17 protein-coding genes are annotated in these 26,434 nt (G+C 64.2%); 14 read left to right on the top strand and 3 right to left on the bottom strand.

All coding sequences use genetic code 11. The features are described 5' to 3' along the window. Positions 1-13: 13 nt before the first annotated feature. The gene (locus ACTAQI_RS04660) at positions 14-691 is read right to left on the bottom strand and encodes an NADPH-dependent F420 reductase (protein ID WP_457949860.1); all 678 of its coding nucleotides are present in this window, start codon (positions 689-691) and stop codon (positions 14-16) included. A gap of 128 nt (positions 692-819) precedes the next feature. On the opposite strand from ACTAQI_RS04660, the gene ACTAQI_RS04655 reads away from it, so the two are divergent. Beyond that, a complete protein-coding gene (locus ACTAQI_RS04655) occupies positions 820-1,407 on the top strand; it encodes a TetR/AcrR family transcriptional regulator (RefSeq protein WP_457949858.1) in 588 nt (195 codons plus the stop codon). A gap of 220 nt (positions 1,408-1,627) precedes the next feature. Here the strand turns inward: ACTAQI_RS04655 and ACTAQI_RS04650 are convergent, their stop codons facing one another. Together ACTAQI_RS04650 and ACTAQI_RS04645 are read right to left on the bottom strand one after the other, a co-directional pair. Beyond that, a complete protein-coding gene (locus ACTAQI_RS04650) occupies positions 1,628-1,855 on the bottom strand; it encodes an IclR family transcriptional regulator domain-containing protein (RefSeq protein WP_457949856.1) in 228 nt (75 codons plus the stop codon). Between the two features lie 900 nt (positions 1,856-2,755). Continuing rightward, complete coding sequence (locus ACTAQI_RS04645) at positions 2,756-3,067, bottom strand: hypothetical protein (RefSeq protein ID WP_457949855.1); 312 nt, start codon at positions 3,065-3,067, stop codon at positions 2,756-2,758. A 534-nt stretch (positions 3,068-3,601) separates the two neighbouring features. On the opposite strand from ACTAQI_RS04645, the gene ACTAQI_RS04640 reads away from it, so the two are divergent. From ACTAQI_RS04640 to ACTAQI_RS04580, 13 genes are all read left to right on the top strand, one after another. After that, the gene (locus ACTAQI_RS04640) at positions 3,602-9,637 is read left to right on the top strand and encodes an Ig-like domain-containing protein (RefSeq protein WP_457949854.1); all 6,036 of its coding nucleotides are present in this window, start codon (positions 3,602-3,604) and stop codon (positions 9,635-9,637) included. Positions 9,638-9,647: 10 nt separating this feature from the next. After that, on the top strand, positions 9,648-10,622 hold the full coding sequence (locus ACTAQI_RS04635; RefSeq protein WP_457949853.1) for an AAA family ATPase: 975 nt from the start codon (positions 9,648-9,650) through the stop codon (positions 10,620-10,622). Continuing rightward, a complete protein-coding gene (locus ACTAQI_RS04630) occupies positions 10,619-11,923 on the top strand; it encodes a DUF58 domain-containing protein (protein ID WP_457949852.1) in 1,305 nt (434 codons plus the stop codon). The genes ACTAQI_RS04635 and ACTAQI_RS04630 overlap by 4 nt, the downstream gene beginning before the upstream one ends. Then, positions 11,923-14,220 (top strand): transglutaminase family protein, encoded by a 2,298-nt coding sequence (locus ACTAQI_RS04625; protein WP_457949851.1) that lies wholly within the window; start codon positions 11,923-11,925, stop codon positions 14,218-14,220. The genes ACTAQI_RS04630 and ACTAQI_RS04625 overlap by 1 nt, the downstream gene beginning before the upstream one ends. Then, entirely contained in the window at positions 14,196-15,044 is an 849-nt protein-coding gene (locus ACTAQI_RS04620; RefSeq protein ID WP_457949850.1) for a PP2C family protein-serine/threonine phosphatase, read from the top strand. The genes ACTAQI_RS04625 and ACTAQI_RS04620 overlap by 25 nt, the downstream gene beginning before the upstream one ends. Before the next feature lie 34 nt (positions 15,045-15,078). Continuing rightward, positions 15,079-16,491 (top strand): FHA domain-containing protein, encoded by a 1,413-nt coding sequence (locus ACTAQI_RS04615; RefSeq protein ID WP_457950987.1) that lies wholly within the window; start codon positions 15,079-15,081, stop codon positions 16,489-16,491. Then, on the top strand, positions 16,488-18,035 hold the full coding sequence (locus ACTAQI_RS04610; RefSeq protein ID WP_457949849.1) for a protein kinase domain-containing protein: 1,548 nt from the start codon (positions 16,488-16,490) through the stop codon (positions 18,033-18,035). Before ACTAQI_RS04615 ends, ACTAQI_RS04610 begins: the two co-directional genes overlap by 4 nt. 11 nt (positions 18,036-18,046) lie before the next feature. Continuing rightward, positions 18,047-18,727: a hypothetical protein gene (locus tag ACTAQI_RS04605; protein ID WP_457950986.1), complete on the top strand. Its 681-nt coding sequence runs from the start codon at positions 18,047-18,049 to the stop codon at positions 18,725-18,727. Then, entirely contained in the window at positions 18,724-23,199 is a 4,476-nt protein-coding gene (locus tag ACTAQI_RS04600; protein WP_457949848.1) for an FtsK/SpoIIIE domain-containing protein, read from the top strand. The genes ACTAQI_RS04605 and ACTAQI_RS04600 overlap by 4 nt, the downstream gene beginning before the upstream one ends. A gap of 114 nt (positions 23,200-23,313) precedes the next feature. Next, positions 23,314-23,580, top strand: a complete 267-nt coding sequence (locus ACTAQI_RS04595) for a hypothetical protein (RefSeq protein WP_457949847.1) — start codon at positions 23,314-23,316, stop codon at positions 23,578-23,580. Positions 23,581-23,640: 60 nt separating this feature from the next. Then, the gene (locus tag ACTAQI_RS04590) at positions 23,641-24,609 is read left to right on the top strand and encodes a WXG100 family type VII secretion target (protein ID WP_457949846.1); all 969 of its coding nucleotides are present in this window, start codon (positions 23,641-23,643) and stop codon (positions 24,607-24,609) included. A gap of 35 nt (positions 24,610-24,644) precedes the next feature. Beyond that, a complete protein-coding gene (locus ACTAQI_RS04585) occupies positions 24,645-25,250 on the top strand; it encodes a hypothetical protein (RefSeq protein WP_457949845.1) in 606 nt (201 codons plus the stop codon). Positions 25,251-25,268: 18 nt separating this feature from the next. Continuing rightward, the gene (locus ACTAQI_RS04580) at positions 25,269-26,432 is read left to right on the top strand and encodes an FHA domain-containing protein (RefSeq protein ID WP_457949844.1); all 1,164 of its coding nucleotides are present in this window, start codon (positions 25,269-25,271) and stop codon (positions 26,430-26,432) included. Positions 26,433-26,434 lie beyond the last annotated feature (2 nt).

Below are 26,434 nucleotides of genomic sequence, written 5' to 3'. Positions count from 1 at the left end.
ACGGTGTTGCCGGTCAGCGGACGATTCTGAAGTTGAATGCCGGTGTTCCGAGAGCGCCCCAGAGGCGGAGCCAGACGGGCAGGAGCATTTCGGTTCCGCGGGCTGTGGTGATGTCGCCGAGGTCGATGACATCCTGGTGGCCAAAGTCCTTCAACAGGCCGCTGACGATGGTCTTGGCCTCGGCATCGTTGCCCGAAACGAAGACCGTGCCGGGATCGGAGAGCTGTCCCGGGCGGGCCATCAGGTCGGCGTTCATCGTGTTGAGGGACTTCACTACGCGGGCTCCGGGGAAGGCGCGTTGGATCTGCTCGCCCAGGGAGTCGGTGTCCTTGACGAACAGGGTTGGAGGCATGCCTTTGCTGAAGTCGAGTGGGTTGGCGATGTCGAGAATGATCTTGCCTTCGAGGTTTTCCTCCCCGGCCAGGCCCAGCACTTCGAGGGATGCACCGCCGTTGGTGGCGTTGACGATGAGTTCCGCCCCCACTGTGGCGTCAGCGAAGCTGGCGACATTGATACCGGGGTTTTCCGCAGCCCAGGTGGCGAAGGACGGGGTACCCATGGCGTCCGCCTCAGCCCGTGCCAGCGTAGCTTCAGCATCGCGGGTGCCCACGGTGACTGAGTGGCCCAACTCGGCGAGGCGTGCTGCGATAGTGCGGCCGACCATTCCGGTTCCAAGGACTGCTGTCTTCATGTCGTTCTCCCAGTGGTTTAGGGTCAGGACACTAGGCCCTATGTGACGGATCGTTCTCAAGTTTGTGACGGATCATTCCGTCTGTCAAACTTGGGTCAGGCGACGCAGCGGAATTGAAGGAGTATGTGATGCGCAGGACGGGCGAGGAGAACCGCCGCAACATTCTGGAGGTGGCAACGCGGCTGTTCTATACGCGGGGGATCAGGGCCGTGGGGATGGATACAATCATCAAGGATTGCGGGGTTGGCAACGCCACCGTCTACCGTCAGTTCCCCACCAAGGATGCCCTCGCCACCGCCTACGTGGAGGGCCGCGCCGACGCCTGGGTCGGGCACATGCGCGAGGCCGCAGGGGAACATAGGGACCCGCGGGACAAGCTCATCGCCGTCTTTGAAGTGGTTGCTTCGGACTGCGCCGGCGACAGCTACCGGGGATGCCCAATGCTCAATACCAGCACGGAGTTTCCCGAAGGGCAGCACCCGGCCCATCTGGCAGCCGTTACCCACAAACAACAGGTCCGCGACTGGTTCTGCTCCCTGGCAGCCGATGCCGGCGCCGGGGACCCCGCCCGGCTCGCCGAAGAACTCCTCATCGTCCTCAATGGGGCCTACGCCACCGCGTCCGTCCTCGACGGTGGCACGTACGGAAAACGCGCCGTCGAGCTGGCCCGTCGCCTTATTACCAGCGCCTGCCCGCCACGCGCTGCCATGACCTAGTTCCACCGCCAGCGGCGACCCGAAAACGAGCAACCGCTTAAGAACACCCGTAGTTTCGCGTTCGAGCCTGATGGGCTCCAGACCTTTGCAAGCCGCCAGCCGACAGCCTGGTCAGATTCACTATTCGCTGCGCCCGGGAACCGATTCGGGGCCGGACGCGACCAGTTAGCCCCCCCACCCCAGGGCAAGCGGGGTGTTTTCGGGTCCTTGCACAAAGGGTTTAGCGCACCGCCCTGTAGCCCGTGTCCCTCGAAATGGCGGCGGCAACGCGCTGCACCGCGGGAAGGATTTCCCGCATGCGGTGCGCGGGCTTGTAGGGCGCGGTTGCCGAGACGCTGATGGCACCCACGATGGATCCTGAGCCGTCCCGGACGGGTGCTGCGACACAGCGGATCCCCGGTTCGTTCTCCTCACGGCCGTCCAACAAAGCAGACGTAAGTGTGAACAATGTCCACACTCTCTTTGGCAGGACAAACCTCGACGAGCGAATCTCGCGGGCACGCTCACTATCACCTGACAGAGACAACTATTGGCAGATGGCAGAAGTCATGTCGTACCTACTCCCCCGGCCCATGAATAGGTGTAGGCCACCCCGGGCCCACCCGACAGCACCGAAAACGAGGAACCGGAGGAACGCACTCACAGCAGGCGGAAGGGCCCCAGCCAGGGTCTTGAACCCGCCACCCACACACCTGAATAGGCTCAGCGGCGGCCAGGCCACAGCACGCAAACCAACCCGTCAGATGACGCGACCGCAAGCTTTGTCAACACGACAAAGCAAAATCGCCTCTGACGAGGGAAAACGTCGTGCCCGAGGTGGGACTCGAACTGCATTCCAGCCCTTGCAAGGGCTGGCAACTCCCAAAATCATAGGCAATCCGAGCAAATTCGGGCGATGTACGGCTCAGTCCGAATCCGAATGTGTTGACACTGTCAACGCCCCTAAATCTTGTACGACACGGCAACACGGCCCAGGCGTCGCACCCAAGCGGTGCGCAGCAACCCCAGAGGCATCCTCTTGAAAGCGCTCTCACCGGAATCCTCAAATCAGCGACCCCCGGCTCTTCAATATCGGGAATAGCCCGTCTGCAGCTTGCGGAGAAGCGAGGCTTATGCGGCAGGATTATCCCGCCAGAGTTCGAGCGATCCCGCGTTCGTGACGCCGATCCGTTCCATGGCTGCCTGGGCGATAAGCAAGGGCCCCCGGGGACCAGACAATGCAAAATTCAACGGAGGCGCTGCGCCCATAGAACATCATCAAGGGGAGCACTTCAACCTCGGTTTGCCGGTAAACCAGCGCGCAAAGAGGGACTCCATCTAAAAGCGCTGGAATCCCTCTTGCGTGGATCTAGTGATTACCGGCGTTCGCCATAATGAGGACGACGATCAGCAACCAGATGACGCCAGCGATCGTGTCGATCCACCCAAGGATCTTTCCGAGCGTGGCCGAGTGGTGCAGCGCTTCTGCCTTCCTTGCATTCGAGATCGCCAGGGGGCCAAAGACGATGCCAAGAAAGAAGAACCCGATCACACCGAAGATGGTCGCTTTTTCTTTGAACTTCGAGCCCTGAAAATGTTCTAAGGAGTTGTTCTGCTGCACGTTCGGGTAATTCGGATACTGGAAGGGCTGCTGTTGGCCGGAGCCTTGCGAGTAGGACATAACGGACCTTTCTGAGTGCTGGATACGCGGGGCTCCCCGCGCTACCGCATCTGTCGGCCGTCGATCGTCCCCCGGCTAGAACATACCCTGCAACAGGGCGCTGGGAAAGACTTCTCCCTTGAAGTTTCGGAGATCTGCCGCCGAAAATCATCCCTCATGGCTCGTACGCGCGGAACGGGATATTCTATGTTTCTCAAGAATGGCGCAGAAATCGATCAAGAAATGCTCAAGAATGAATCAAGGCTCGATAATCAAACTTCGGTCATTGGCATTTCGAGCAATGGGCAACAAGATCATAACTAACTGGCGCCTGCTCCAGAGAAACTTGTGATAAATGACAATGCGCTATCAGTAAACCTTGGCTCTACCCTCTCTATTTTTGCCTTTATTACGGGCAGTAATAGTTTTGCTAAGTGCCGGACCATGGGGATTTTGTCCCATTGCGCGGCCACCTGCTACACATTGTCTACTTGACTTGACGCGGACCGAATAGACAGTTTGTCCGCGCAAGAATGAATGTGGGGGCAATCAAGTATGGGGATCTCTTCGCTGCTGCAGGGTAAGCGCCGCAGGGCGGCGTCCGTTTCGGCGTTGGCCAGCATCTCATTGGCAGCCGCTGCCCTTGCTTTCCAGTACGACGGACTTCCGGCTGCTGACCTCAAGCTCAATGACGGCGGCGTCTGGGTCACCAAGCAGTCGGACCTGCTGGTGGGCCACCTAAACTTTCCCTCGCGGGTGCTGGATTCCGGGCTTCGCACCAAGGCGCCGCAGTACAACATCCTCCAGCAGGGCGACACGGTACTCGTTCATGACAGCGCCAACTCCACCCTTACCCAGATCGAACCAGCGAGGGTGATGCTCCTTGGAAGCGGATCACTTCCTGCCGGCGCAAGCGTCTCCGCGGGAAGCGACACCGCAGCCATTCTCGCCGACGGCGACCTCTATGCAGTCCCCGTAGGTAGCATCGACGGGCTACGCCTGGGGGGAGCCGAGCCGCTGGCCAAACTTGGCGATGGAGCCGTGGCAACCATTGGACTTGACGGCATCATCCACGCCTTCTCCCCGACGCTTGGCGAGGTTCGTGACTACGCTCCCGCTGGCCAGGACTACGTTCAGAATTCAGCCCGCAAACTCGGCGATGTTCCCAAAGACGCGAAATTGAGCTTGACTGCAGTCGGTTCAGAGGCTGTGGTATTCGACTCGGGCAGTGGGGAACTGTACCTGCCCGGCGGGCAGAAGGTTGCCATTCCTGACGGCAAGGATGCGGTTCTCCAACAGAACGGGCAAGCCAGCGATCACGTGCTGGTTGGGACTTTGAGCGCCCTGGTCTCGCAGCCTCTCGACGGCGGTGCCGCCACGATCACTCGGACTCCAAAGACGGGTGCGAATTCCGCACCCGCAGCCCCTGTCTGGCTGAACGGCTGCGCGTATGCGGCCTGGTCCGGAACCTCGACGTACGTGCGTGATTGCGGTGCAGGAAAGACCGAATCCGGGGCAGTGCCAAATGCCCCAGCCAACAGCCAGTTGGTCTTTCGTGTAAACCGCGATGCAGTCGTCCTGAACGACGTGCAAGGGGGCGGCGTCTGGCTTGTTACCCAGAAAATGCTTTTGGTCCAGAACTGGAACGATGTGGTCCCGCCGCCGGACATCCAGGATGACCAGGAACAGAAGAGCCCGGACCAGCAAGTCACCCTCCCGAAACGGACCGAACAGAACCACCCGCCCGTCGCCATCGACCAGCAATTCGGTGCGCGGGCCGGACGCAGCACTATCCTGCGCGTCACCGAGGACTGCTCCGACCCTGACGGCGATGTGTTGGCAGCATCGCTGGCAGGAGCAGTGCCGCCCGGCGTTGAAGTCCAGCCCGCCCTCGGCGGAGCGGCACTGCAGGTAGCTGTACCGGCGAGTGCCACCGGATCCCTGAGCTTTAAGTACCGGGTCGATGATGGAAGGGGAGGGACGGCAGAGGCCACCATCACCCTGGCGGTACATCCTGCGGGGCAAAATTCGTCTCCAGAGCTGAAACGTCCGCAGTCCATCAAGGTTGAGGCCGGTGCGACCCTCCAGCAGGACGCCCTTCAAGGCTGGCGCGATCCCGACGGCGACCAGATGTACCTCAAGTCCGCAACAACGACTTCCGGCGACCGTGTCACCTTCAGGAGCAGCGGCATCATTGATTTCGCGGCGGTTTCGGGCCAGCCGGGGGTCAAAGAGGTCAAGCTCGTTGTTTCGGACGGCACGGCCGACGCCGAGGGCGTACTTCGCGTGGAAGTGCTGCCCAAAGGCTCGCTGAGGCCGATTGCCAACGCGGACCGGATGACGGCGGTTGCCTCGACACCCCTGACGATGTCTCCGTTGCTAAACGACATCAGCCCGTCCGGGGCGCCGCTTAGGCTCGCAAAGTACGACTCGGTCGCCGGGGCCAGCATCACTGCCGATTTCACCGCGGGCACGATCACGTTCCAAGTGGCCACCGCCGGCACTTATTACATGCAATATTTGGTGACCGATGGGCCGAACTCCGCGGTCGGGCTGATCCGGATCGACGTGCTGCCCGGGAGCGGTACCAGCCGTCCGGTTGCCGTCAGCGATGTCGCCATGGTCCCGGTAGGAAGATCAGCCCTGGTGGACGTCCTCGCCAACGACAGCGACGCCGCCGGCGGGATCCTCATTGTCCAGTCAGTCGAGGTGCCGGCCGGCCTGGGCATCACCGCAGAAGTGCTGGAGAACCGCGTTATCCGGATAACTGACACAGTGGGTCTCAGGCATCCCGTAACCTTCCACTACACCGTCTCTAACGGCAGCCAGGCCTCACTGGGCGAGGTCCTCGTCCTGCCCGTGCCGCTTCCCGCTACACTACGTCCTCCTGTGACGGTCGACGACTCAGCGACGGTAAGGACCGGCGACGTCGTGACCATCGACGTGCTGCACAACGACTACCACCCCGACGGCGACACCCTCACCCTCCTTCCCGACCTCGTGGCCCCCAAGCCCACGCCCGCTGAGGGCGTGGCCTTCGTCAGCGGCGACAAACTGCGGTTCAAGGCCGGCCAGAATCCGGGAACGGTTCACGCGACCTACGAAGTGGCCGATTCGCAAGGCAACCGCACGGCCGGTTACGTGACCATCCAGGTGGTCCAGGAAGACGACGCACATAACTCAGCCCCACGGCCGCAGCCCATCACCGCCCGCGTCATCGCCGGCAACACCATCCGCATCCCCGTGCCGCTTGACGGCATCGATCCCGACGGCGACTCCGTAGAACTCCTGGGCCAACGCGATGCCCCGAAGCTGGGACGCGTTACTGTCGGTGACACGTGGCTCAACTATGAGGCATACCCCGATTCGTCGGGCCGCGACTCCTTCAGCTATGTGGTCCGCGACCGCCGCGGCGCTGAAGCGGTAGGCACCGTCGTCGTCGGTATTGCCCCGCCGAGCTATCAGAACCAGGCCCCCTATGCCGCAACGGACACGGTGACCACGAAGCCCGGCCGCATGCTGTCTGTGCCCGTTCTCGCCAATGACAGTGATCCTGACGGCGACCCCATCCTGCTGGTCTCAGACGGCCTGACCGTGCCGGGCGGCGTGACGGGGAAGGTCACTGACGGCCGCGTGCTGGTCACGGCTCCCGCACGCAGCGGCCAGTACACCATCCGGTACACGGTGGCCGATATCTACGGCTCAAGCTCAGTGGGCTCGCTGGTACTGGACGTCAAAGACGACGCACCTGCCCAGCGGCCCATCGCGCGGGACGACTACGTTGCGAAGATCGACATGTACGGCAAGACGTCGGCAGACGTCGCCGTGCTCGCGAATGACGAAAACCCCGATGGCGTCGCCTCTGACCTCCAGGTTTCCTCGGATGACTCCAACGCCTCACCGGGCTCCGATGGAACGGTGAACGTCAAGTTCGCCGAGGAGTCCCAGGTCATCCTGTATACGGTCACTAACGCGGACGGCCTCACCGCATCGGCGTTCATCCATGTACCGGGCCTCAAGGACCTGCGGCCTGAACTGTCCGTGACCAAGCCGCTTGAAGTGAAGACCGGAGACACGCTCACCATAGCTCTCGCCGACGTGGTCAAGGTGCGGGACGGGCGCGTTGCCCGCATCGCTACAGCCGACAGCGTGAGGACCGCCCATTCGAATGGCGCTCCGCTCCTTAAAGACGAACACACCTTCGTCTACACGTCGGCGGGAGACTACTTCGGACCCGATACGCTCACGGTCCAGGTGACCGACGGAACAGGGCCCGATGATGCCACCGGCCTATCCTCCACCCTCTCCATCCCGATTCAGGTTATCCCCGCCCAGAACGTGTCCCCGACGCTGCTTGGCACCACCATCGAGGTGACGCCCGGAGAAGCCGAGACCCCAGTCAATCTGGCCCGACTGTCCCGCGACCCGAACCCCGGCGATCTGGAGCGCCTGGCGTACAGCATCAAAGACAACGTTTCGGGGGGCTTTTCTGCGCGAATCGAAGGACAGAGACTGTGGGTGAAAGCTGACGCCTCCACTGCGCGCGGTGCGAGCCAAAAGGTAGCGGTGCAGGTCATTGACGGAACGTCCGTTCCGACGAGTGCGACGTTCACGCTGACCACAGTGGTCTCTTCCAGGCCACTCGCAGCCGCCAATGATGACGTGGTGGCTGATGCGAAGGCAGGCCAGAAATCTGTTGTGGACGTGCTGGCCAACGACGTGAACCCGTTCCCGGAGACGCCGCTTAAGCTCACCGGTACCCGCGTGGATGCTGGTTCGGGTGCCGCGGAGCTGGAAGGCGACAAAGTTGCCATCACCCCCAGCCCGGACTTCGTTGGCGTGATGATCGTCAGCTACGAGGTCCAGGACGCGACCAACGCTCCGGAGCGACAGGTCGAAGGCCATGTGAAGTTGACCGTACGCGGAAAACCCGGAGCCCCGGGTACGCCCTCGGTGAGTTCGATCCAGGACAGTACCGTGGTGCTCGCATGGGCCCCGCCGTCGAATAATGGCTCACCCATCACGGGCTACACGGTGTCCTCCTCGAAGGGGTACTCCAAGTCGTGCGCGTCGACCACGTGTACCTTGGATGGACTCACCAACGACGTCGAGTACACGTTTACCGTGACGGCAACCAACGACGTCGGAACATCCGACCCTTCGCCGGCCTCCGCGCCTGCTCGGCCCGACGCGCGGCCCGAGGCTCCCGCAGCGCCCGCGCTAGTGTTCGGGGACAAAAAGGTTTCCGTATCGTGGACCGCGCCGGTCAGCCACGGTTCGCCGGTGACGAGCTACACGCTGGAGATCTCTCCCGCGCCGGCCTACGGCTCGGTCCAGAAGACCGGCGTCGCGGGCACTTCGATGGTGTGGGACGGCCTTGAGAACGGCGTCGCCTACCAGGTGCGTGTCCAGGCAAACAACCGTGCACCCGAACCGTCGGCGTGGAGCCCGTATTCGGCCTCCGTCATTCCCGCCGGCGTGCCGGATGCACCGGCGCCGCCAACAACCTCGCCGTCCACTGCTGTGGGCAGCCAGGCGCAGATCGTGGTGACGTGGGCACCCCCGAACGCTAACGGCGACCCCGTCGCTGACTACACGCTCAGCGTGAAGCGGGGCGGCGCCGTCGTGAACTCCCTCACGCTCGCCGGGACCAGCCAGAACGTCACGGTTGATACCAGCGAATCCGACTACTCCTTCTCCGTGACCGCCCGCAACAAAGCAGGTGTATCCGCGCCGAGCCCGGATTCCGCGCCGCGTCGGGCAGCCAACGCGCCTTCGGCACCCGTCAGCGTCACGGCCACCGAGGGCGACCACAGCTCACAGGTGAACTTCACGCCTGGCCCGCTGAATGGCAACCGCCCGAACGAGATCAGCTGGCGCTGGAAGGCGACCCCGGGTGGTTTGACCGGCTCCTTTGGCAGCGCAACGACCGGCACTATCTCGGGCCTGGCCAACGGCACCTCGTACACCATCCAGGTGTGGGGCGAATCAACCGTTCAGGGCGTCTCGCCGGGCCCCGCGACGTCATCGAACCCGGTAAATCCCTACGGATCGCCCCTGGTCCGCAACCTCGTCGGCACAGGTGGTGACGGCACGGTATCGTTCACCTGGTCTGTGGACGGGAATGGCCGGAACATCACCAGCGTGCAGGTGAACACGTCCGCAGGGAATACATCTGGCGGAGCGGGACTGACGAGCTACACGGCCTCAGGGCTTGGCCCGAGCCAGACAGTGAACGCCACCGTCACGGTGACTACCGATGCCACGGATGCCGCGCGGAAGACCGCGTCGGGTTCAGCCTCGGCGACGAGCAACCCGGTACGGCTGAGCATTTCGAGGGGCAACCCCGACTCCCGGAAGGCCGGCACATACTTCCTGCAGTTGAACTACGCGAACCTGCCAGCTGGAAACTACACGCTGCAGTGCTACGCCAACCAGACGTTGGGAGGCACAACTCCGTACGACTCATGGAGCGGCTCCCTCAGCGGGACAGGAACCCTGCAGTTGTGCGGCAAGGCCGACTGGCAATCAGGTTGGTATGAGATCCGGCTGAGCGGGCCGTATTCCGCGACAGTCCACCAGAACGTTTAAGGAGCGAAGCATGACAATCACCCAGGAACAGGCCACGTGGTTCGCCGGAACCTTCCAGCAGCTCAGCGACAACATAGGCCAGGCTGTGCTCGGCAAGCAGGAGATCATCCGGCTCGTCCTGACCGCACTGCTCGCCGAAGGCCACCTGCTGCTCGAGGACGCGCCAGGAACAGGCAAGACGCAGCTGGCGAAATCCCTTGCCGCGACAGTGCACGGGACGCATCACAGGATCCAGTTCACCCCGGACCTGCTGCCGTCCGATGTCACCGGCATCACTGTCTACGACCAGCAGACCCACCACTTCGAATTCCACCGGGGTCCCGTGTTCGCTTCCATCGTCCTGGCGGATGAAATCAACAGGGCCTCCCCGAAAACCCAATCGGCACTCCTTGAGGTCATGGAAGAAGGCAGGGTCACGGTCGACGGCGTAGGGCACGAGGTAGGCCGGCCCTTCATGGTTATTGCCACCCAGAACCCGATCGAGCAAGCCGGTACATACCGGCTTCCCGAGGCGCAGCTGGACCGTTTCCTGATCAAGACGAGCATCGGTTACCCAGACCTCCAGGCGGCCGAGGCTATCCTGGGCGCCGCCTCGACCCGCGACCGTTCATCCACCGTGAATGCTGTCATCACCACGCAGGCAGTCTCCGACATGGCAGGCCTCGTGGACGGCGTGCATGTGGATTCGGCGGTGCTCCGCTTCACGGCCCAACTCGCCGAGGCAACGCGGAATGATCCGAACGTCCGGCTGGGCGTCTCCGTACGCGGCTCGCTGGCGATCATCCGAGCAGCAAAAGTGTGGGCGGCCACGGAGGGTCGCTACTTCGTGCTCCCCGATGACATTAAGGCGCTGGTCCTCCCCGTGTGGCAGCACCGGATCGTCTTGGATCCCGATGCGGAATTCGCGGGAGCAACCGCGGAATCGGTCTTGGCCCGGGCCCTCGCAGACGTCGCCGCTCCACAGACGCGCGGCGCCGCCGCGTGAGCCAGGCAGCGGAGAGGCGGCCGCTCGCGAGGCTCCTTCCGCCTGCGCTGCTCACGGCAAATCTCGCCCGGCTCCGGGGGCGGATCGGCCCCATCCTGGAGACGGCCAAGGCAGCCTCCACCCGCCTCCGTCCGGTGTGGGTGGCTGCGTCGGTGAAACTTGGCATTGTGAGCAGGCCCGGGTGGATTTGCCTCGCGGTGATGGTCGCGGCCCTCACGCTCGGACTCGCGCTGGGCTGGCGGGAACTGTGGGCTGCGGCCTGTGTTCTTGGCGTGCTGTTCCTCGCAGCCGTGGGATTTGTCCTCGGTAAAGCCCGGTATGAGGTCACGATCGACTTGGCCAGCAAGCGGGTCGTGGTCGGGGAGCAGGCCGTGGGACGTCTGCTCATACGCAACCTGGGAACCCGCGCCATTGCTCCTGCACACGTTGAGCTCCCTGTTGGCCGCGGCCTGGCAACCTTCCAGGTGCCGCGTCTTGGAGCTGGGGAGGAGCTTGAGGAGCTCTTCACCGTCCCTACCCAGCGACGCGCTGTCTTGCAGCTTGGCCCGGTCCGCTCCGTAAAGTCGGACCCTTTGCACCTGCTTCGCCGTGCCGGAGGGCTCAACGAACCCACCGAACTCTATGTGCACCCGCGGATCGTGCAACTCGCCAACTCCTCCACCGGCCTCTTGCGGGACCTTGAAGGGATCGCGAAGCAGAACATCTCGAATGACGACATTTCCTTCCACGCCCTGCGCCAATACGCACCGGGGGATGACCGCCGCCATATCCACTGGAAATCGAGCGCCCGTACCCAGAACCTGATGGTCCGTCAGTTTGAGGAAACCCGCCGCTCACAGCTGGCCATCCTCCTGGCCTCACGACCTTCGGAGTACGCCGAGCCGGACGAGTTCGAGCTCGCAGTCAGCATCGCCGGATCAGTAGGCGTGCATGCCCTGGCAGATGGGAAGGCGATCACGCTTCTTGGACCGCACCGCGCAATGGCGCGCCACACGAAGGGGCAACTGTTGGATGGCCTCTCGGCTGTGGAACTCAATGACCGCGCCCGGCCTCTCCAGGAACAGGCAGGGACCATCGCCGCGCACGCTCCGGGCGCCTCCATCGTGGTGCTTGTGGCAGGATCCCGGGTGGGCCCGCAAGACCTTACACGTGCTTCTTCCCGCCTTCCGATGGCGGCCCACCGCCTTGCCGTCACCGTCAACCCGAACTCCGGGCTCCGCCGACGGACGTCCGGCGATCTCACACTGCTGACGGTGCCCACCCTGGAAGACCTCGGCGCCGCTCTCCGGAAGGGGCTCTGATGGCTCTGGCAAGACCCGGAGGCAAGGCAATGGCGGCCGTCATTGCGGCCGTCGCGGTTGCTCTAGCGCTGGTCCCCCTCTACCCCGTCTATGGGGAACCTGACTTCTGGTACGCGGCCGGCGGGGGCGTGCTGCTGGGAAGCATCGTCGCTGCGGCTGGGGCACGCTGGCGCCTGGGGCCCCTTAGCGTGACGGTGATCGCCGTCACCCTTTATTTCGCCGCTGGCGGAGCCGTCGTCCTGCGTGCCGAGAGCCTGTTCGGGATGGTTCCCTCACTGGACGTCCTCAAAGAACTCGCGCTGGGCCTCATTCAGGTGTGGAAAAGCATGCTGACCGCGGCGACGCCGGTTTCCGGTATGGATTCACTGCTGATCGCCCCCTTTGCCCTCGGAATGCTCGGAAGTGTCATTGCGGGAAGTATCGTGCTTCGCGCAAGCAGGCCCCAGTGGGCCGCCCTTCCGGCTGGCGGGCTGCTGCTCGTGGCGGTCACGTTCAGCACGTACTCGGCGTTTATGCCCGCAGTTGTCGGCGCCGGATTGACCGTTTTGTTGGCAGCCTGGGCCCTGCGCAGCGGGGGTTCCGGCGGCGCCGGAAACCTGGCCATTGGGAACGTGCCCGGCGGCAACCGCCGGGCCATGGCAGCTGCCATGCTTGTTGTCGCACTCGGTGCAGGCCTCGCAGCCGGAGCGCTCACCGCGCTTCCGAACGACCGTACGGTCCTGCGGGACGCCGTCGTGCCTCCGCTCGACGTTCACGACCTCGCGAGCCCGCTCACCTCATTCCGCCAGTTCACCACCGCAGGAGCATCCCTCAAGCTCTTCACTGTTCAGGGGCTCCCGCAAGGCACCGCCGTCCGACTGGCAACACTGGACCAATATGACGGCATCGTCTATCGGGTCGCAAGCAACGGCTCAGCGGGTGCGGGCCAATTTTCCCGAGTGGGGCGCAACATCGTCAACACGGCAGAAGGTGACCACGCAGCCTATTCGGTGACCATCGACCAGCTAACGGGGGTATGGATGCCCGACGCCGGCTATCTCGAGTCGATCCAGTTCGGCGACGGCGGCCAAGGCAACCGCCCCGGGGACCTCAACTACAACCCAGGTACCGGAACCGCGGTCATGGTCGGCGGCGTCCTCCCGGGCGACCAATACACGGCCGAAGCCGTCATCCCGAAGACCCCGGACGATGCGGCGCTGGCTTCGGCCCGTGTTTCTCCAATGACGCTTCCGACGCCACAAAACGTTCCCGAGATCGTCGGCACACTTGCGACCCAATTCACGGCGGGCGCCTCAACCCCCTGGACACAGCTGAAGGCCATCGAAGCCAAGCTCCACACGTCCGGATTCTTCAGCCACGGCCTCGAGGGTGAAGCGAGGTCGCGGGCAGGACATACCTCCGAGCGCATCTCCACCCTGCTCGAGGGGTCCCAGATGGTGGGCGATGACGAGCAGTACGCAGTGGCGATGGCACTCATGGCCCGGGAGCTGGGCATTCCGGCACGGGTGGTTATGGGTTTCCGTCAGGAACACCCGGCTGACGGCAGCAGCACCATCACCGGGGCCGACGTGCACGCGTGGGTAGAGGTGCCTTTTGAGCACATTGGGTGGGTGAGCTTCAACCCGACACCGCCCAGTGATCAAGTTCCAAAGCAGGAAGTACCGCAGCATCAGCAGAAGCCGCAGCCCCAGGTACAGCAGCCGCCGCCGCCGGTGATTCCACCCGTCGAGCTTCCGCCGGCGCCTCCTGTCAAGGAAGCCTCTGACGGGTCCACTCCCAGCGACCTGGGCCTGTGGGCAGTGCTGCGCTGGACCGGGACCGGTCTCGGCATTTTCGCCCTACTGCTGGCTCCCGTCGGACTGGCCGCGTGGCTGCGTTCCCGTAGGCGCCGCGCGCGCCGTGCCGCGCCGCGCGCAGCAGACCGTATCAGCGGCGGATGGTCCGAGTTGGTTGACGTGGTGGTGGACCACGGCGCCGTGGTGCCTGTGGGAGCAACGCGTCGTGAGGAAGCGGAGCTGCTTGGAGAACACTTCCGGGAAGAAGCGATCGCTCCACTGGCAGTCCGGGCGGATCATGCCGCCTTCGGTGTCGGCCAGCCGGATGACGCCGAGATCGCTGCCTACTGGGCGGATGTGGAGACAGCAGCCGGGCGCATCCGAAGGGCCGTCGGTTGGCGGCGACGCCTGGCAGCCCGGTATTTCCCACGTTCTGCGATGCGCGACTTGCGGCTCCGACGTCCCCGGTTTTCCTTACCCTTCATCAAACAGGTCCCATGGAAAAAGGCAAAGAACCAATGATCGAACTAGCCTGGGGAGCGCATACGGACCGAGGGCGACGGCGGGAACTCAACGAGGATTCCTTCGTCGCCGAACCGCCCCTGTTCTTCGTTGCTGACGGAATGGGCGGACACACCGCCGGGGACCGTGCCAGCGCCACCGCAATTGAAGCCTTCGCCGAACTCCGCGGCCGCGCCCTGGTCGGGCTCGACGACGTCGAACGCGCCTTTGCGCGAGCTGTCCGGGACGTTTCGGGCATCGGCGCTGGCGCCGAAGCCGCCGGAACCACCATCTCGGGTGTGGCGGTCACCGAACAGGGCGGCGAGGCTTATTGGCTCGTCATGAATATCGGAGATTCCCGGACATACCGTCTCGCGGCCGGAGTGCTCGAACAAATCAGCGTGGACCACTCAGAAGTGCAGGAATTGGTAGACAAGGGCGAGATTTCATCTGCGGAAGCCGAACGCCATCCACGACGCAACGTGATCACAAAAGCTGTGGGCGCCGGCTCCTACGACGAGCCCGACTACTGGCTCATTCCGGTAGCGCAGGGAGACCGGATCATGATCTGTTCCGATGGCCTCAGCAAAGAACTTGATACGGCTCGACTGACCCAGGTGCTATCGGAGGAAGGATCGGCTCAGGCTGCCGCCACGCGACTCGTTCACGAAGCGCTGCTCCATGGCGGCCGCGACAACATCACCGTCGTGGTCGTGGACGCGATCATCGCCGACGGCCACGCCGCCGAGGACGACACTCTGACGCACGTGCCCGATGAAGACACGTTGCCACGCGACCTCAGCGCCAAGGAAAGGACCGGAGATGCACCGATACAGTTCGGGTGATTGGTACGCACTCGTGACAGACGATGGCGTGGCTATGCTACCCGACAGCGTCTCGCCTGAATTGGCGGAAAACGTGTGGCTGGCGTTGGGCGACGGCGGCGGTCTCGCCGCCGTGCTCGAGGGCATCGTGGGCGGTTTCGGCACGAGTCTTTCGGCCCTCCCACCCTTCGCCGTTGTCTCCCGCGCCCCTTCCGGGAATGAAGTGCGCGTCGCTGTTCGCGGGCCCCTTGAGGTCCGGATCGCTTCCGCCGGAGGAGAGGTGGCGGTCGGGGGAATGGGCGTGGCGACCTGGAATGAACGCGGCGTCGACGACGTCGAATCTGTTCTGCTCGGCACCGCCGGCGCCGCTGCGCCGCGACTCCCAATCAAAGACGGCGTCGTGCTCGCAGGCCAAGTCGCATTCCAGTTTAGTGAGCGCAGCACAATCGCCTCAGCCCCCGAACTGCCGGCAGCATTTGAGCAGCGGAAGCCCTCAAAGCCGCCGCACGAGGAGCCCGGGATCACAGAGCCACAACCGGCCGAACCCACGCTTGAAGCACCGATCATCGAAGCACCCGCGTTTGAGGTTCCCGGGCCCCGTGCTGGCCACGCCCGGATCGACGAACCGGTGCTGGAACAGCACACACCTGACGCAGAGGACCCCGGAGCGGAAGCAGCGCCACCAGACACTGCTGCCAGCGACAAAGAGCCAGCCGCGAGCGGAGAGACGGGCGCTGGCGGACAGGCCGGGACGAGCGGAGAGACGACCATCGCGCCGCCCCTCATCGTGGAGCCGTCATCAGACGATGTCACGGGTGAGGAACTCCCCGCGACCGAAGACTACGACGGGCTGCTCTACGGCGATACCACCAAGAAGTCAGTCGAAGGCGCCGCCGTCCGCGCTCTCGTGGACGGCCTTCCCGCGACGGGTTCCGTACCGCCCGGAATGATCTCGGGATTACCGCAATTCGGGTCTGAAGCCGTCCCCGAGCCGGCACCCCAGACCCGGCTCGGGGACCACGACGACGAAACGCTCTCGGTAGCCAAGGTTCAGGCGATGCTCGCGCAGGCGCAGGGTCAACCCGCGTCAGCCATCCCTGCCGGACCCGCGGCTCCGGCCCAAGGGGCTCCCGTCACCCTGGTGGTGTCCACCGGCGAACGGGTTACGCTCGACCGGGGCGCCGTCGTCGGTCGCCGTCCCCAGCTCGTCCGGGTCCAGGGCGGCAACGTGCCGCGTCTGGTAACTGTCCCCAGCCCGAACCAGGACATCTCCCGCAGCCACGTCGAGTTGCGCCTCGTCGGCCAGGACGTGCTTGCCGTTGACCTGAACACGATGAACGGAACGAGGCTGCTCCGCCCCGGCTGCGACCCCGTCCGCTTACAGCCCGGGGACTCAACCATCCTCGTCGCCGGCGACAGCCTGGACCTGGGCGACGGCGTGGAACTGGCATTCGAGGGGCTCCGATGAACGCACGCCGTCCACCGTCAACGGCACCGGAGCTCCCGGGATTCGAATACCTCCAGGTGCTCGGCTCAGGCGGTTTCGCCGACGTATTCCTCTACCAGCAACTCCTTCCCCGCCGCCAGGTAGCCGTCAAGGTGATGCTTTTCGACAAACTCGGCACCGACACTGTCGCGGAGTTCACTGACGAGGCAAACCTCATGGCGCAGTTGGCCACGCACCCCTCGATCGTCTCGATCCATCAGGCGGGCATCTCCGCGGACCGCAGGCCCTACCTGGTGATGGAGTACTGCTCCAAACCAAACCTGCAGACGCGGTATCGCCGCGAACGGCTTTCGGAAGCCGAGACGCTGCGCATCGGCGTTCAGATCGCCGCCGCCGTGGAAACCGCTCACCGGGCCGGCATCCTGCACCGGGACATCAAACCCGCGAACATCCTGGTCACCGACTACGGCCGGCCGGCACTGACCGATTTCGGTATCGCGGCCACCACAGGCTCCGGCGCCGAAGCCAGCGGGATGTCCGTTCCGTGGTCGCCACCGGAATCGTTCGCGGCGCCGGCGCGAAGCGACGCAACCTCTGACGTGTACGCCCTCGCCGCAACCCTCTATACCCTGCTGGCCGGCCGCTCCCCGTATGAGGTTCCCGGTGCCGCGAACACCCACGTGGACTTGATCGGCCGTATCACGTCGGCACCCGTTCCTCCCCTCGGCCGATCTGACGTTTCCACCCTCCTGGAACAGGTCCTGCGAAAGGCCATGGCCAAGTCGCCAGCTGATCGATTCCCGACCGCCATGGCCTTCGCGCTCGAACTGCAACGGACCCAGATCGGGCTGGGCATGCAGGCGACAGCGATCGACGTCGTCGAAGACGAGCTGATCCTGGAACAGGCCGCCGATGACGACGACGGCACCCGCATCCGCAACATTGTCAGCATCCAGGCGCAGGCAACCGCCCCGCCGCCCGCGTCCGGAGAGGACGATCGTCTCTCCGACGTCACCATGCGGCGGACCGCGGCAGCTCCGCGCCCAGCCACTGTTCCCGTTTTGGCGGCACCACCGGTGCCGGACACCATGCTGCGCCCCGTGTCCGTCGAGCCCGAAACCGCGGCCCCGGACACTGGGCGGAGACCGCGACGGACGCTGATCGCCGTCGGAATCGTCGCTGCGACGGTCGCAGCAGGCGGCGTTTTGGCCGCCATCCTCGGCGCGTCCGGCGCCCTGAGCAGCCCGAAGCCCGAAAACCGGCCCAGCACGGCGGCTCCGGTTGCGGTCGCTCCCGCCGGCGGTTCCGTTCCCGCCATAACGGCCATCACGGGAAAGGTCGAGGGAAACAACGTGGTCTTCACCTGGAAGAACCCGGATCCCAAGGAAGGAGACGGGTATTTGTGGCACACCGTGGAGCAAGGGTCATCAACCCCCCTGGCCGCCACCAACGACCCCACCATGACCGTCCCGGTATCTGCCAACGGGCGGACCTGTGTTGAGGTGCTCCTGCGGCGCTCGTCCGGACGAACGTCGGAGAGCCCAACCCTGGGGTGCGTCCCGTGAGCAGTCCCGACATGCAGATCGAGTTCTGCGGCGAGTGGTTTCCCGTAACAGGAGAAGCCCTTTTCACGATCGGCCGGGACGCAGACCTTGTCGTAGATGAGAACCCGTTCCTTCACCGCCGGTTGCTCCAGGTGTCGCGGCTCGATGGTTTCTGGGTGCTTGCAAACATCGGCTCACGGATAGCGGTGACGGTCACCGACGGGGCAGGCCGGCTGCAGTCGTGGCTCGCACCCGGAGGTCGGGTCCCCCTCGTCTTCGCACGCACTACCGTCGTGTTCACTGCCGGCCCCACAACCTATGAACTGGCGCTGCACGCCTCGGAGCCGGCCTTCGCGTCCACGGACGTCTCCTCCCATGATGGCGTGACAACCATCGGATCAGTTTCCCTCACTGAATCACAGCGGGTGCTGATCGTGGCCCTCGCGGAACAGATGCTCCGCTTCGAGGGGAGCGGACGGGGTGAGATTCCCACGAACGCTAAAGCAGCCCGCCGGTTGGGCTGGGCGCTGACCAGGTTCAACCGGAAGCTGGATAACGTCTGCGACAAGTTCGACCGCATCGGAGTTCAGGGAATGCGCGGCGGACTCACCTCCTACGCAACAAACCGGCGTATTCGACTCGTCGAATACGCCATCACCTCACGGCTAGTGACGAGAGCGGATCTCGCACTTTTGGAGAAGGGGGTTCAATGAGGCTCAAAATCTCGCTGCGCCGCAGCAGCGGCGTATCCGATGTGGTCATCACGGCCGATGCTACGGCGACAGTACGGGACATCGCTGCCAAGCTGGCCGCCGCCGATCCCGCCGCTGGGGGCAAGCGGGCAGCTGTGACGGAAGCCGGGTACTCGCTGCGTATCGCCGAGCCCGGCAACGCCCACCAGACGAGGGAACTTGATCCTGAGGCCCTCATCGCCGACGCCGGTCTTCGGTCAGGCGCCGTGGTCGAGCTGTTCGCCCTGACCAGCCAGTTCCAGGCCCCGGGTGCCGACCGCGGCCCGGCGGCGGCGGTGCTGCGGATTCTGTCCGGACCCGACAGCGGGCGGGAGCATGCGCTTCCGTTCGGCGCGAGTGTCGTCGGCCGGGACCGCGACGTCGAGGTCCGACTTTCCGACGGGCTCGTCTCCAAACGCCACGCGCGGATCAATGTCGGCGAGGCAATCGAGATTATCGACCTGAACTCTTCCAACGGCGTGGTCATCGGCGGTGCGCCAGTAGCACGCGCCGTACTGACATCTGCTGATGTCGTTATGCTGGGCGATACCTCACTGTGCGTTGTTCAGCTGCAGAACTCGACCCGCGCGCCGGGGGGCAGTGCCATCGTCGATTTCATCCGTTCCCCCCGCATTGTCGCCCGCCATCGCGGCGAGGAATTCACGGCGCCGGCGCCGCCGCGTTCCCCCCAGCGGCAGCGATTCCCCTACCTCGCGTTGATCGCGCCCCTGATCGTTGGCGCCGTTCTCTTCCTCTTTACCGGCCAGCTTCTCGGTGTCGTCATGATGGCGATGAGTCCGCTGCTGCTCCTGGGAAACTACATCGACAACGCCTTGGCAACCCGCCACACCTCCAAAACGGAGCGTGCACGCTTCGATGGGGCGATGCTGCAACTGCAGGACCGGATGGAACAGGCCCGGGACGCTGAGCGGCGAACCCGCACGGCAGAGCTTCCGGGAACAGGCGAGCTTATGGAAGCGGCCCGGCAGCTAGGCCCGCTGCTGTGGTGCGAGCGTCCCGAACACCCCACCTTCCTCGCGGTGCACCTGGGTCTGGGGCGCGCCGAATCCCGCAATGTCCTCGTACTGCCGCAAAGCAACGACACGAAACCAGAGTTCTGGGAGCAACTCCTGCAGCTGAAAGCGGAGTTCTCCACCGTTGACCGGGTGCCGATCGTCGCCCACCTCAGGAGTTCCGGGGCGCTCGGCTTCGCGGGCAATGCCCGCGATCGTGAAACGGTGGCCTGCGGTGCCGTATTCCAGATTCTGGCCCGCCACTCGCCGGCGGAAGTCGTTGTGGCCGGGATGGTTTCCCCGGCCTCGCGCCCAGCGTGGGAATGGCTCAAATGGATGCCGCACTCCACCTCCGTGCACAGCCCGATCGAAGGTCCGCTGCTGGCCGACGGTCCCACTGCCGCGTCCGGGCTGCTCGCACAGCTGGAAGGGCTCATCGAAGGGCGACGGGATGCGCTCTCCAGCGCGGCCACTCTCCAGCGCGGGCCACTCGATCCCGACCGCGAGGAGGAGCTTCCCGCACCGACGCTCCCGGCCGTGGTGCTCGTCGTCGACCATGATGCGCCCGTCGACCGGGGGCGCCTGACCCGCCTGGCGGAACGGGGCGCCGATGCCGGCGTCCACGTGATCTGGTGCGCGCCCAGCGTCGATCGCCTCCCTGCCGTATGCCGTATGTACGTCGCCCTTGACGGAACCGATTCCGGCGCCGTCGTCGGCCAAGTCCGGCTGGGTGAGCGGACGATGCCGGTCGCAGCCGAGCACATCGACACGGCATGGTTGGAACAGGTGGCCAGGGGCCTGGCGCCGGTCGTGGACATCGGGTCCCCGGAGGACGACGACTCCGATCTGCCCAGGCAGGTCTCCTATCCTGCGCTGGCCGGACTGGACTTGCTCGAACGGCATGAACGCATCATTGAGCGGTGGCAGGAAAATGAATCACTCACGGTTCGTGACGGCTCCCCCGTCCGCCGTCGGAAGGACGGCAACCTGCGGGCGCTGATCGGCCACGCCGGCTCAGAGCCGTTTTACCTCGACCTTCGACGCGACGGACCCCATGCACTCGTCGGCGGCACGACCGGTTCGGGTAAATCGGAATTCCTTCAGTCGTGGGTGCTCGGCATGGCCGCCGCGAACAGCCCTGACCGGCTAACCTTCCTGTTTGTCGACTACAAAGGCGGCGCGGCCTTCGCCGACTGCGTGAAGCTGCCACACGTCGTCGGACTCGTGACCGATCTTTCTCCCCACTTGGTTCGCCGTGCGCTGACATCGTTGCGAGCCGAACTTCGATACCGTGAGCGGCTGCTCGAACGAAAAAAGAAGAAGGACCTCGCCTCGCTGGAACGCACGGGGGATCCGGAATGCCCGCCCAGCCTGGTCATCGTCGTCGATGAGTTCGCCGCGCTCGTCCAGGAGGTCCCCGAGTTCGTCGACGGCGTGGTAGACGTTGCCCAGCGCGGGCGTTCCCTAGGTCTGCATTTGATCCTTGCGACGCAGCGGCCCGCCGGCGTGATCAAGGACAATCTGAGGGCCAACACCAACCTTCGCATTGCGCTGAGGATGGCCGATGCAGAGGATTCCGCGGATATCCTGGGCAGCCCCTTGGCCGCTCACTTCGACCCGGGAATCCCGGGGCGCGGAGCGGCCAAGACCGGTCCAGGGCGTCTGCGGACCTTTCAGACCGGCTACCTGGGTGGGCATACAACATCCGAAGCGCCGCCGCCCCAGATCGATGTGGAGGAACTTACCTTCGGCGCCCCAACCCTGTGGGAATCACCGGAAACGGCGAGCGTCCCGGAGGAGCCGGAAAACGCCGCTACGGACATAGGCCGCCTCGTCGGCACGATCTCATCCGCGGCTGACGCAGCCGGCGTACCCCAACCCCGGCGCCCGTGGCTTGACACATTGGCTCCGATTTACAGTCTGGGCAAGTTGCCGAACCCCCGTACAGATGAACGCATTCCGATCGGAGTCCTGGACGAACCCGAGATCCAGTCCCAGCGTCCTGTTTACTATGAGCCGGACCGTGACGGAAACATGGCAATATTCGGGACCGGGGGTGCCGGTAAGAGCACCGCACTGCGCACCATAGCGGCCGCCGCAGCCATTACAACCCGTGGCGGTGCGGCCCACGTCTACTGTCTGGATTTCGGGGCGGGCGGCCTCAGAATGCTCGAGTCCCTCCCGCACGTAGCGGCTGTTGTATCCGGCGACGATGAGGAACGCGTTATTCGCGTGCTCCGCCGGCTGCGCGACATCGTCGACGAACGTGCAGTGCGGTACGCGGCAGTGGGCGCCGGCACAGTTGGTGAATACCGCCAGCTGGCCGGCGCACCCGATGAGCCAAGGATCTATCTGCTGATCGACGGGGTCGGCGTGTTCCGTGAACAGTATGAGTTCGGCAGCCCACAAAACTCCGCGTGGTTTGCCGCATTCACCCAGATCGCGGCCGATGGACGCCAACTCGGCGTACATATCGTGATGACAGCCGACCGGCCCAATGCGGTTCCGACTTCAATCGCGGCGACAGTCCAGCGCCGGATCGTGCTAAGGCTCGCGGCCGAGGACGAGTACGTGCTCCTGGGCGTCGCCAAGGACGTGCTCAACCCGGCTTCACCGCCTGGACGCGGAATCTTTGAAGGCAACGAGCTGCAGTTCGCCGTGATTGGCGGCCACGCAAACCTTGCCCTCCAGGCACGCGAAGTGCAGCAGTTGGCGGCGAGTATCGGCAGAGGCGGCAGCAGGCGTCCGGAACCTATCGGGAAACTGCCTGACCAAGTGGAACTCTCGGCATTGCCGGAATCCTTCGAGCAACGAGCCGTGATCGGTGTGGACGATGTAGCCCTCGGCCCGGCGGCCATCGAGTTGAAGGGCCCGTTCATGGTCTCGGGCCCCCCGAGCAGCGGAAGGTCCACCGCACTCGCCACCCTCGCAGCAGCGGTTCGCCGGAGCGGGTCGGGAATGTCCAGCATCCTGCTGAGCCCACGCCCTTCGGCGCTGTCCCGACGGGGTGGATGGACGGCCTCAGCGGATCGGCCCACCGACGTCGCTGCCCTGTGTTCGCTGCTCATCAGCCAGCTGGAAGAAACACCCGACGGTGGGCCGCGAATGGCGCTCTTCATCGAAAGCGTCACTGAATTCCAAGGAACTCAGTCCGAGGCCGACCTCAGCCGCCTGCTCAAATTGGCGGTCAGCACTGATCAATTTGTTGTGGGCGAGGCCGAAGTGTCCACCTGGTCCCAGGCGTACTCGATCACTCCGCATTTCAAATCGGGCCGGCGTGGGCTGCTACTCATGCCCGGTGATTTGGACGGCGATCTGCTGGGCGCTTCGCTGGGGCGGATCCGGCGCAGCGATTTCCCGCCCGGACGAGGGTTCCTCGTTGCAAAGGGCCGTGCTTCGCGGCTTCAGGTGGCCGAAGCGGGAGCCGCGGTCGAATGGTGAATCATCCCCATCGACCAGCGACAAGGCCACGGATAGTTTTGCTGCATCGCACTTGCAGAAAGCGAATCGGAACCGGCAAACGGCTTCGACCACTAAAGAGAATGGAGAACGCATATGGCAATGTGGGGACTTGATGTCCAGCAAGTTCGTCAGCTGAGCTCGCAGCTCAACCAGAAGGCCGAAGAGATCCAGTCGATCCTCGGCACCCTGACGACGTCGCTCGAAGGCACCCAATGGCAGGGCCCGGATGCCACCGCATTCCGGAACGAGTGGGCCGGGGCGCACTCGAGCTCACTCAGGCAGGTCGCCCAGGCCCTGCACGATGCTTCGCAGAAGGCGTCCATGAACGCGACGCAACAGGAAAACGCTGCGCAAGCGTGACCGTTGTGAGGGGCGGTGCTTCAACCGCCCCTCACAAAGAATTCGGAGGTTGGAATGACAATGTACGGCGCAGACGTCGCGGCATTGCGCTCACTGGCCGCGCAACTCGATCGCGCTGCCGACGAGCTCGATGAACACCGGGCATTTTTGAGCAACGCCGTCCACCAGAGTTCATGGCTCGGTCCCGATGCTGACCGGTTCCGGGGGCAATGGGACGGTGAACACAACACGCGTGTCGCGACCTCGGCCCGGCTGCTTCGCGACACAGCCGTGACGGTCCGCCGGAATGCCGACGATCAAGAGCGCGTCAGTGCGGTGGACGGTGGCGCGCAATTCCAGGGCTTGAGAAGCGCAAGCATCGCTGCCGCCGCGGCGGCAACGGCTGGGGGTGTCCTGGACAGCCTCCAGGAGGCAATCGACCAGGTTCGAGGAGGGACTCTCCCGGGCGGAGTGAAACCGTGGGACCTCCTCAAGGTGGCGGCTGATGGAGCGAAGTTCCTCGGAACCGATCTGCCTGTGATCGGGGGAATCGACGAAGCAATGGACGCGTATTCCCTGGCAGACAAAGTCCGGAATGGAACGTTCAGTGTCTTTGATGGGGCTGACGCAGCCTCCATGGGTTTGAGACATTTCAAAGGTGCAGGTGAACTGGCAGCGGTGGCGGTTGATGCGGCCTCGTATGCGGGCCAGAAGGCAATGCAGGCCGACTTCTCAGCCGCCGGAAGGGCAACAGTCGGGAACTACGTCATGGAACACCCTCTCGACGCGCTGGGGGCCGCCGGACAGGCAGTCCTCACGGTTGGCCAGGACTTCGTACTGCCAGAGCTGAAAAAATCCGATTTCAAGCTTCTCGCCTTCGGGGCCAACGCAGTGTCATTCGACGTCCAGGAAGCGATGAAGTCCGATTTCTCCGCCGAGGGGCGCACGACAGTTAGCGATTATGTCGTGCAGCACCCCGTCGAGACGCTGCAGACCGTCGGCGAGTCAGTTCTGACCGTTGGTAAGAAGGCCCTGAGCTGGTGGAACTAGCTGAACCGCAAATGGCTTACGCCGAAGGAGATGAAATGAGCAAACACGTTCTGTTAAGCGATGACGAGGTGGTCGCCGCAGCGGTCCGGCTGGGGAAGGATTGGAAGGCCTCATTGCCCACCGTCAGTGTCGAGGACCCGGCCGACTTACTGCGGGCTGCTGCCAGGGGGGACCGAAGCTTGTATTTGCGTGGGATGCTGACCGGGACGGGGAACACGGAGCTGACACCCGAGGTATCTGGTCTGCTGTCCTCAGCCATGGGAACGCTTCCCGAACATCTCGGGTACGCCGCACAATCCACGGACCCAGCGGTGGTTGCAGGTCTGCGCTTCGCCATCTTTGAATCCCCCCAGCGGAATAAGGTCCTCATTGTCACGCTCCCCAACGGCATCAACGAAATAAGCGAAGTACAGCCCGAGCGTGCACGTGAATTCGTTACCGCATTCGCCGCGGCTCCGCTCCAGGCTGGCGCGGAGGACAAAGCCTCAGTGCTCCTGGCACCGGACGGGGCGGGTTCGGCGGCGTTCGCGGTAGTGACGGTTCACGGGACAAGAACCGGCACCGTAACCATTTCCTCGCCCGACTTTACCTCCGGCCAGCCGGCCGAAGGCCTGCCGCCAGCGCTCCTCCCCCGGGCATAACGAAGAACGGGAAGCCACATGGGTAAGCCTCACAAATACGCCTGGAACGGTATCGACATCGAGACGTCCCTGTCGATCGAACAGGTAGCGAACATGGCTCAGCGCGCCGCACAGGAAAGTACCGGCGACCTGCTCAAAGGCAAACAACGTGTTGTCTCAACACGATCCAGTGACCGGCAGATCGAATTCAGGATCAACGACTACCTCATCTCCTTCAGCAAGCTCATGGTGTTCTTCCTGGACTTCGAGGAACGGGCCGGAGTCACCTTCGCCTCCACCCGCATCGAGTGGTACCTGACCAACCAGCAAACGGTTGGCGGCTTCATTCCCGTATCAACGAAGAGGATGGTAGCGCACCACACCTATCTACAGTTCGCACGTAACCTTGGCGACCAAGTGCGTGCTGCGGAACCGTCCGCCCGGGTCCGCCTACGCGAGGGCATCGAAGTGGAAGGCACGGGAACACCTGATGTCGGTGACGAACCACAACAGGTGCCCGGCACAAGCCCCTCAATAACCTCGACCCCACCGCCCCCTCCTCCCCCGCCCCCTGCCCCTGCCCCTGCCCCTGCCCCTGCCCAGCATCGGACGCCCGAGCCGCCGCGCCCACCGTCCTACTCCCCATCAATCCAAACAGCGGTTGCATTACCGTCCCTGCCGCCCGCCGCCGTGCCCCCCGCCCCGGCTGCGCTGCTGGGTATGGTCACCGGAGTACCGGGCTACAGTCGCTCACCGGATAGCCCCACTCACCCATCTCCGTCGTCGATCGTTGGCCCAAGCCACCTGGACTCCCAAGTGCACCCCGACGACGATGACCTCGATGCCACAAGGCGGGCCGGAGCCGGAGCGGGCGTGCGCTGGCAAATGGAACTGCCCGATGGCCGAAACGTCAAAATTCACGAGACCGTGGTGGTCGGGCGCAATCCGTCACCCCCCTCGGATGCGCCGACAGCCGCCTCAGTCAGCTTGGTTGACCACACGAAATCGGTATCCAAGACCCATGCAATGCTCCACGTCCGCGACGGCATGGTCTGGATCACGGACCTGCACTCGACCAACGGCACCGTGCTGACAAACCCGACGGGAGAAATCGTTGCGAGTACGGCCGGGAACCCAATGCCGGCGGGCGATGGCTGGCAAGTGGGCTTCGGCGACTATGTCGTAAAACTGAAGGGAAAATAACG

It is taken from the genome of Pseudarthrobacter sp. alpha12b (assembly GCF_054130495.1).
Note: the sequence above shows the minus strand (reverse complement) of the source record. Positions and strands in the feature narration are given on the sequence as shown.

Coding starts and splice junctions, on each gene's coding strand:
- ACTAQI_RS04660 (WP_457949860.1), bottom strand. CDS start 691: ATGAAGACAGCAGTCCTTGGAACCGGAATGGTCGGCCGCACTATCGCA.
- ACTAQI_RS04655 (WP_457949858.1), top strand. CDS start 820: ATGCGCAGGACGGGCGAGGAGAACCGCCGCAACATTCTGGAGGTGGCA.
- ACTAQI_RS04645 (WP_457949855.1), bottom strand. CDS start 3,067: ATGTCCTACTCGCAAGGCTCCGGCCAACAGCAGCCCTTCCAGTATCCG.
- ACTAQI_RS04640 (WP_457949854.1), top strand. CDS start 3,602: ATGGGGATCTCTTCGCTGCTGCAGGGTAAGCGCCGCAGGGCGGCGTCC.
- ACTAQI_RS04635 (WP_457949853.1), top strand. CDS start 9,648: ATGACAATCACCCAGGAACAGGCCACGTGGTTCGCCGGAACCTTCCAG.
- ACTAQI_RS04625 (WP_457949851.1), top strand. CDS start 11,923: ATGGCTCTGGCAAGACCCGGAGGCAAGGCAATGGCGGCCGTCATTGCG.
- ACTAQI_RS04620 (WP_457949850.1), top strand. CDS start 14,196: ATGGAAAAAGGCAAAGAACCAATGATCGAACTAGCCTGGGGAGCGCAT.
- ACTAQI_RS04615 (WP_457950987.1), top strand. CDS start 15,079: ATGCTACCCGACAGCGTCTCGCCTGAATTGGCGGAAAACGTGTGGCTG.
- ACTAQI_RS04610 (WP_457949849.1), top strand. CDS start 16,488: ATGAACGCACGCCGTCCACCGTCAACGGCACCGGAGCTCCCGGGATTC.
- ACTAQI_RS04605 (WP_457950986.1), top strand. CDS start 18,047: ATGCAGATCGAGTTCTGCGGCGAGTGGTTTCCCGTAACAGGAGAAGCC.
- ACTAQI_RS04600 (WP_457949848.1), top strand. CDS start 18,724: ATGAGGCTCAAAATCTCGCTGCGCCGCAGCAGCGGCGTATCCGATGTG.
- ACTAQI_RS04595 (WP_457949847.1), top strand. CDS start 23,314: ATGGCAATGTGGGGACTTGATGTCCAGCAAGTTCGTCAGCTGAGCTCG.
- ACTAQI_RS04590 (WP_457949846.1), top strand. CDS start 23,641: ATGTACGGCGCAGACGTCGCGGCATTGCGCTCACTGGCCGCGCAACTC.
- ACTAQI_RS04585 (WP_457949845.1), top strand. CDS start 24,645: ATGAGCAAACACGTTCTGTTAAGCGATGACGAGGTGGTCGCCGCAGCG.
- ACTAQI_RS04580 (WP_457949844.1), top strand. CDS start 25,269: ATGGGTAAGCCTCACAAATACGCCTGGAACGGTATCGACATCGAGACG.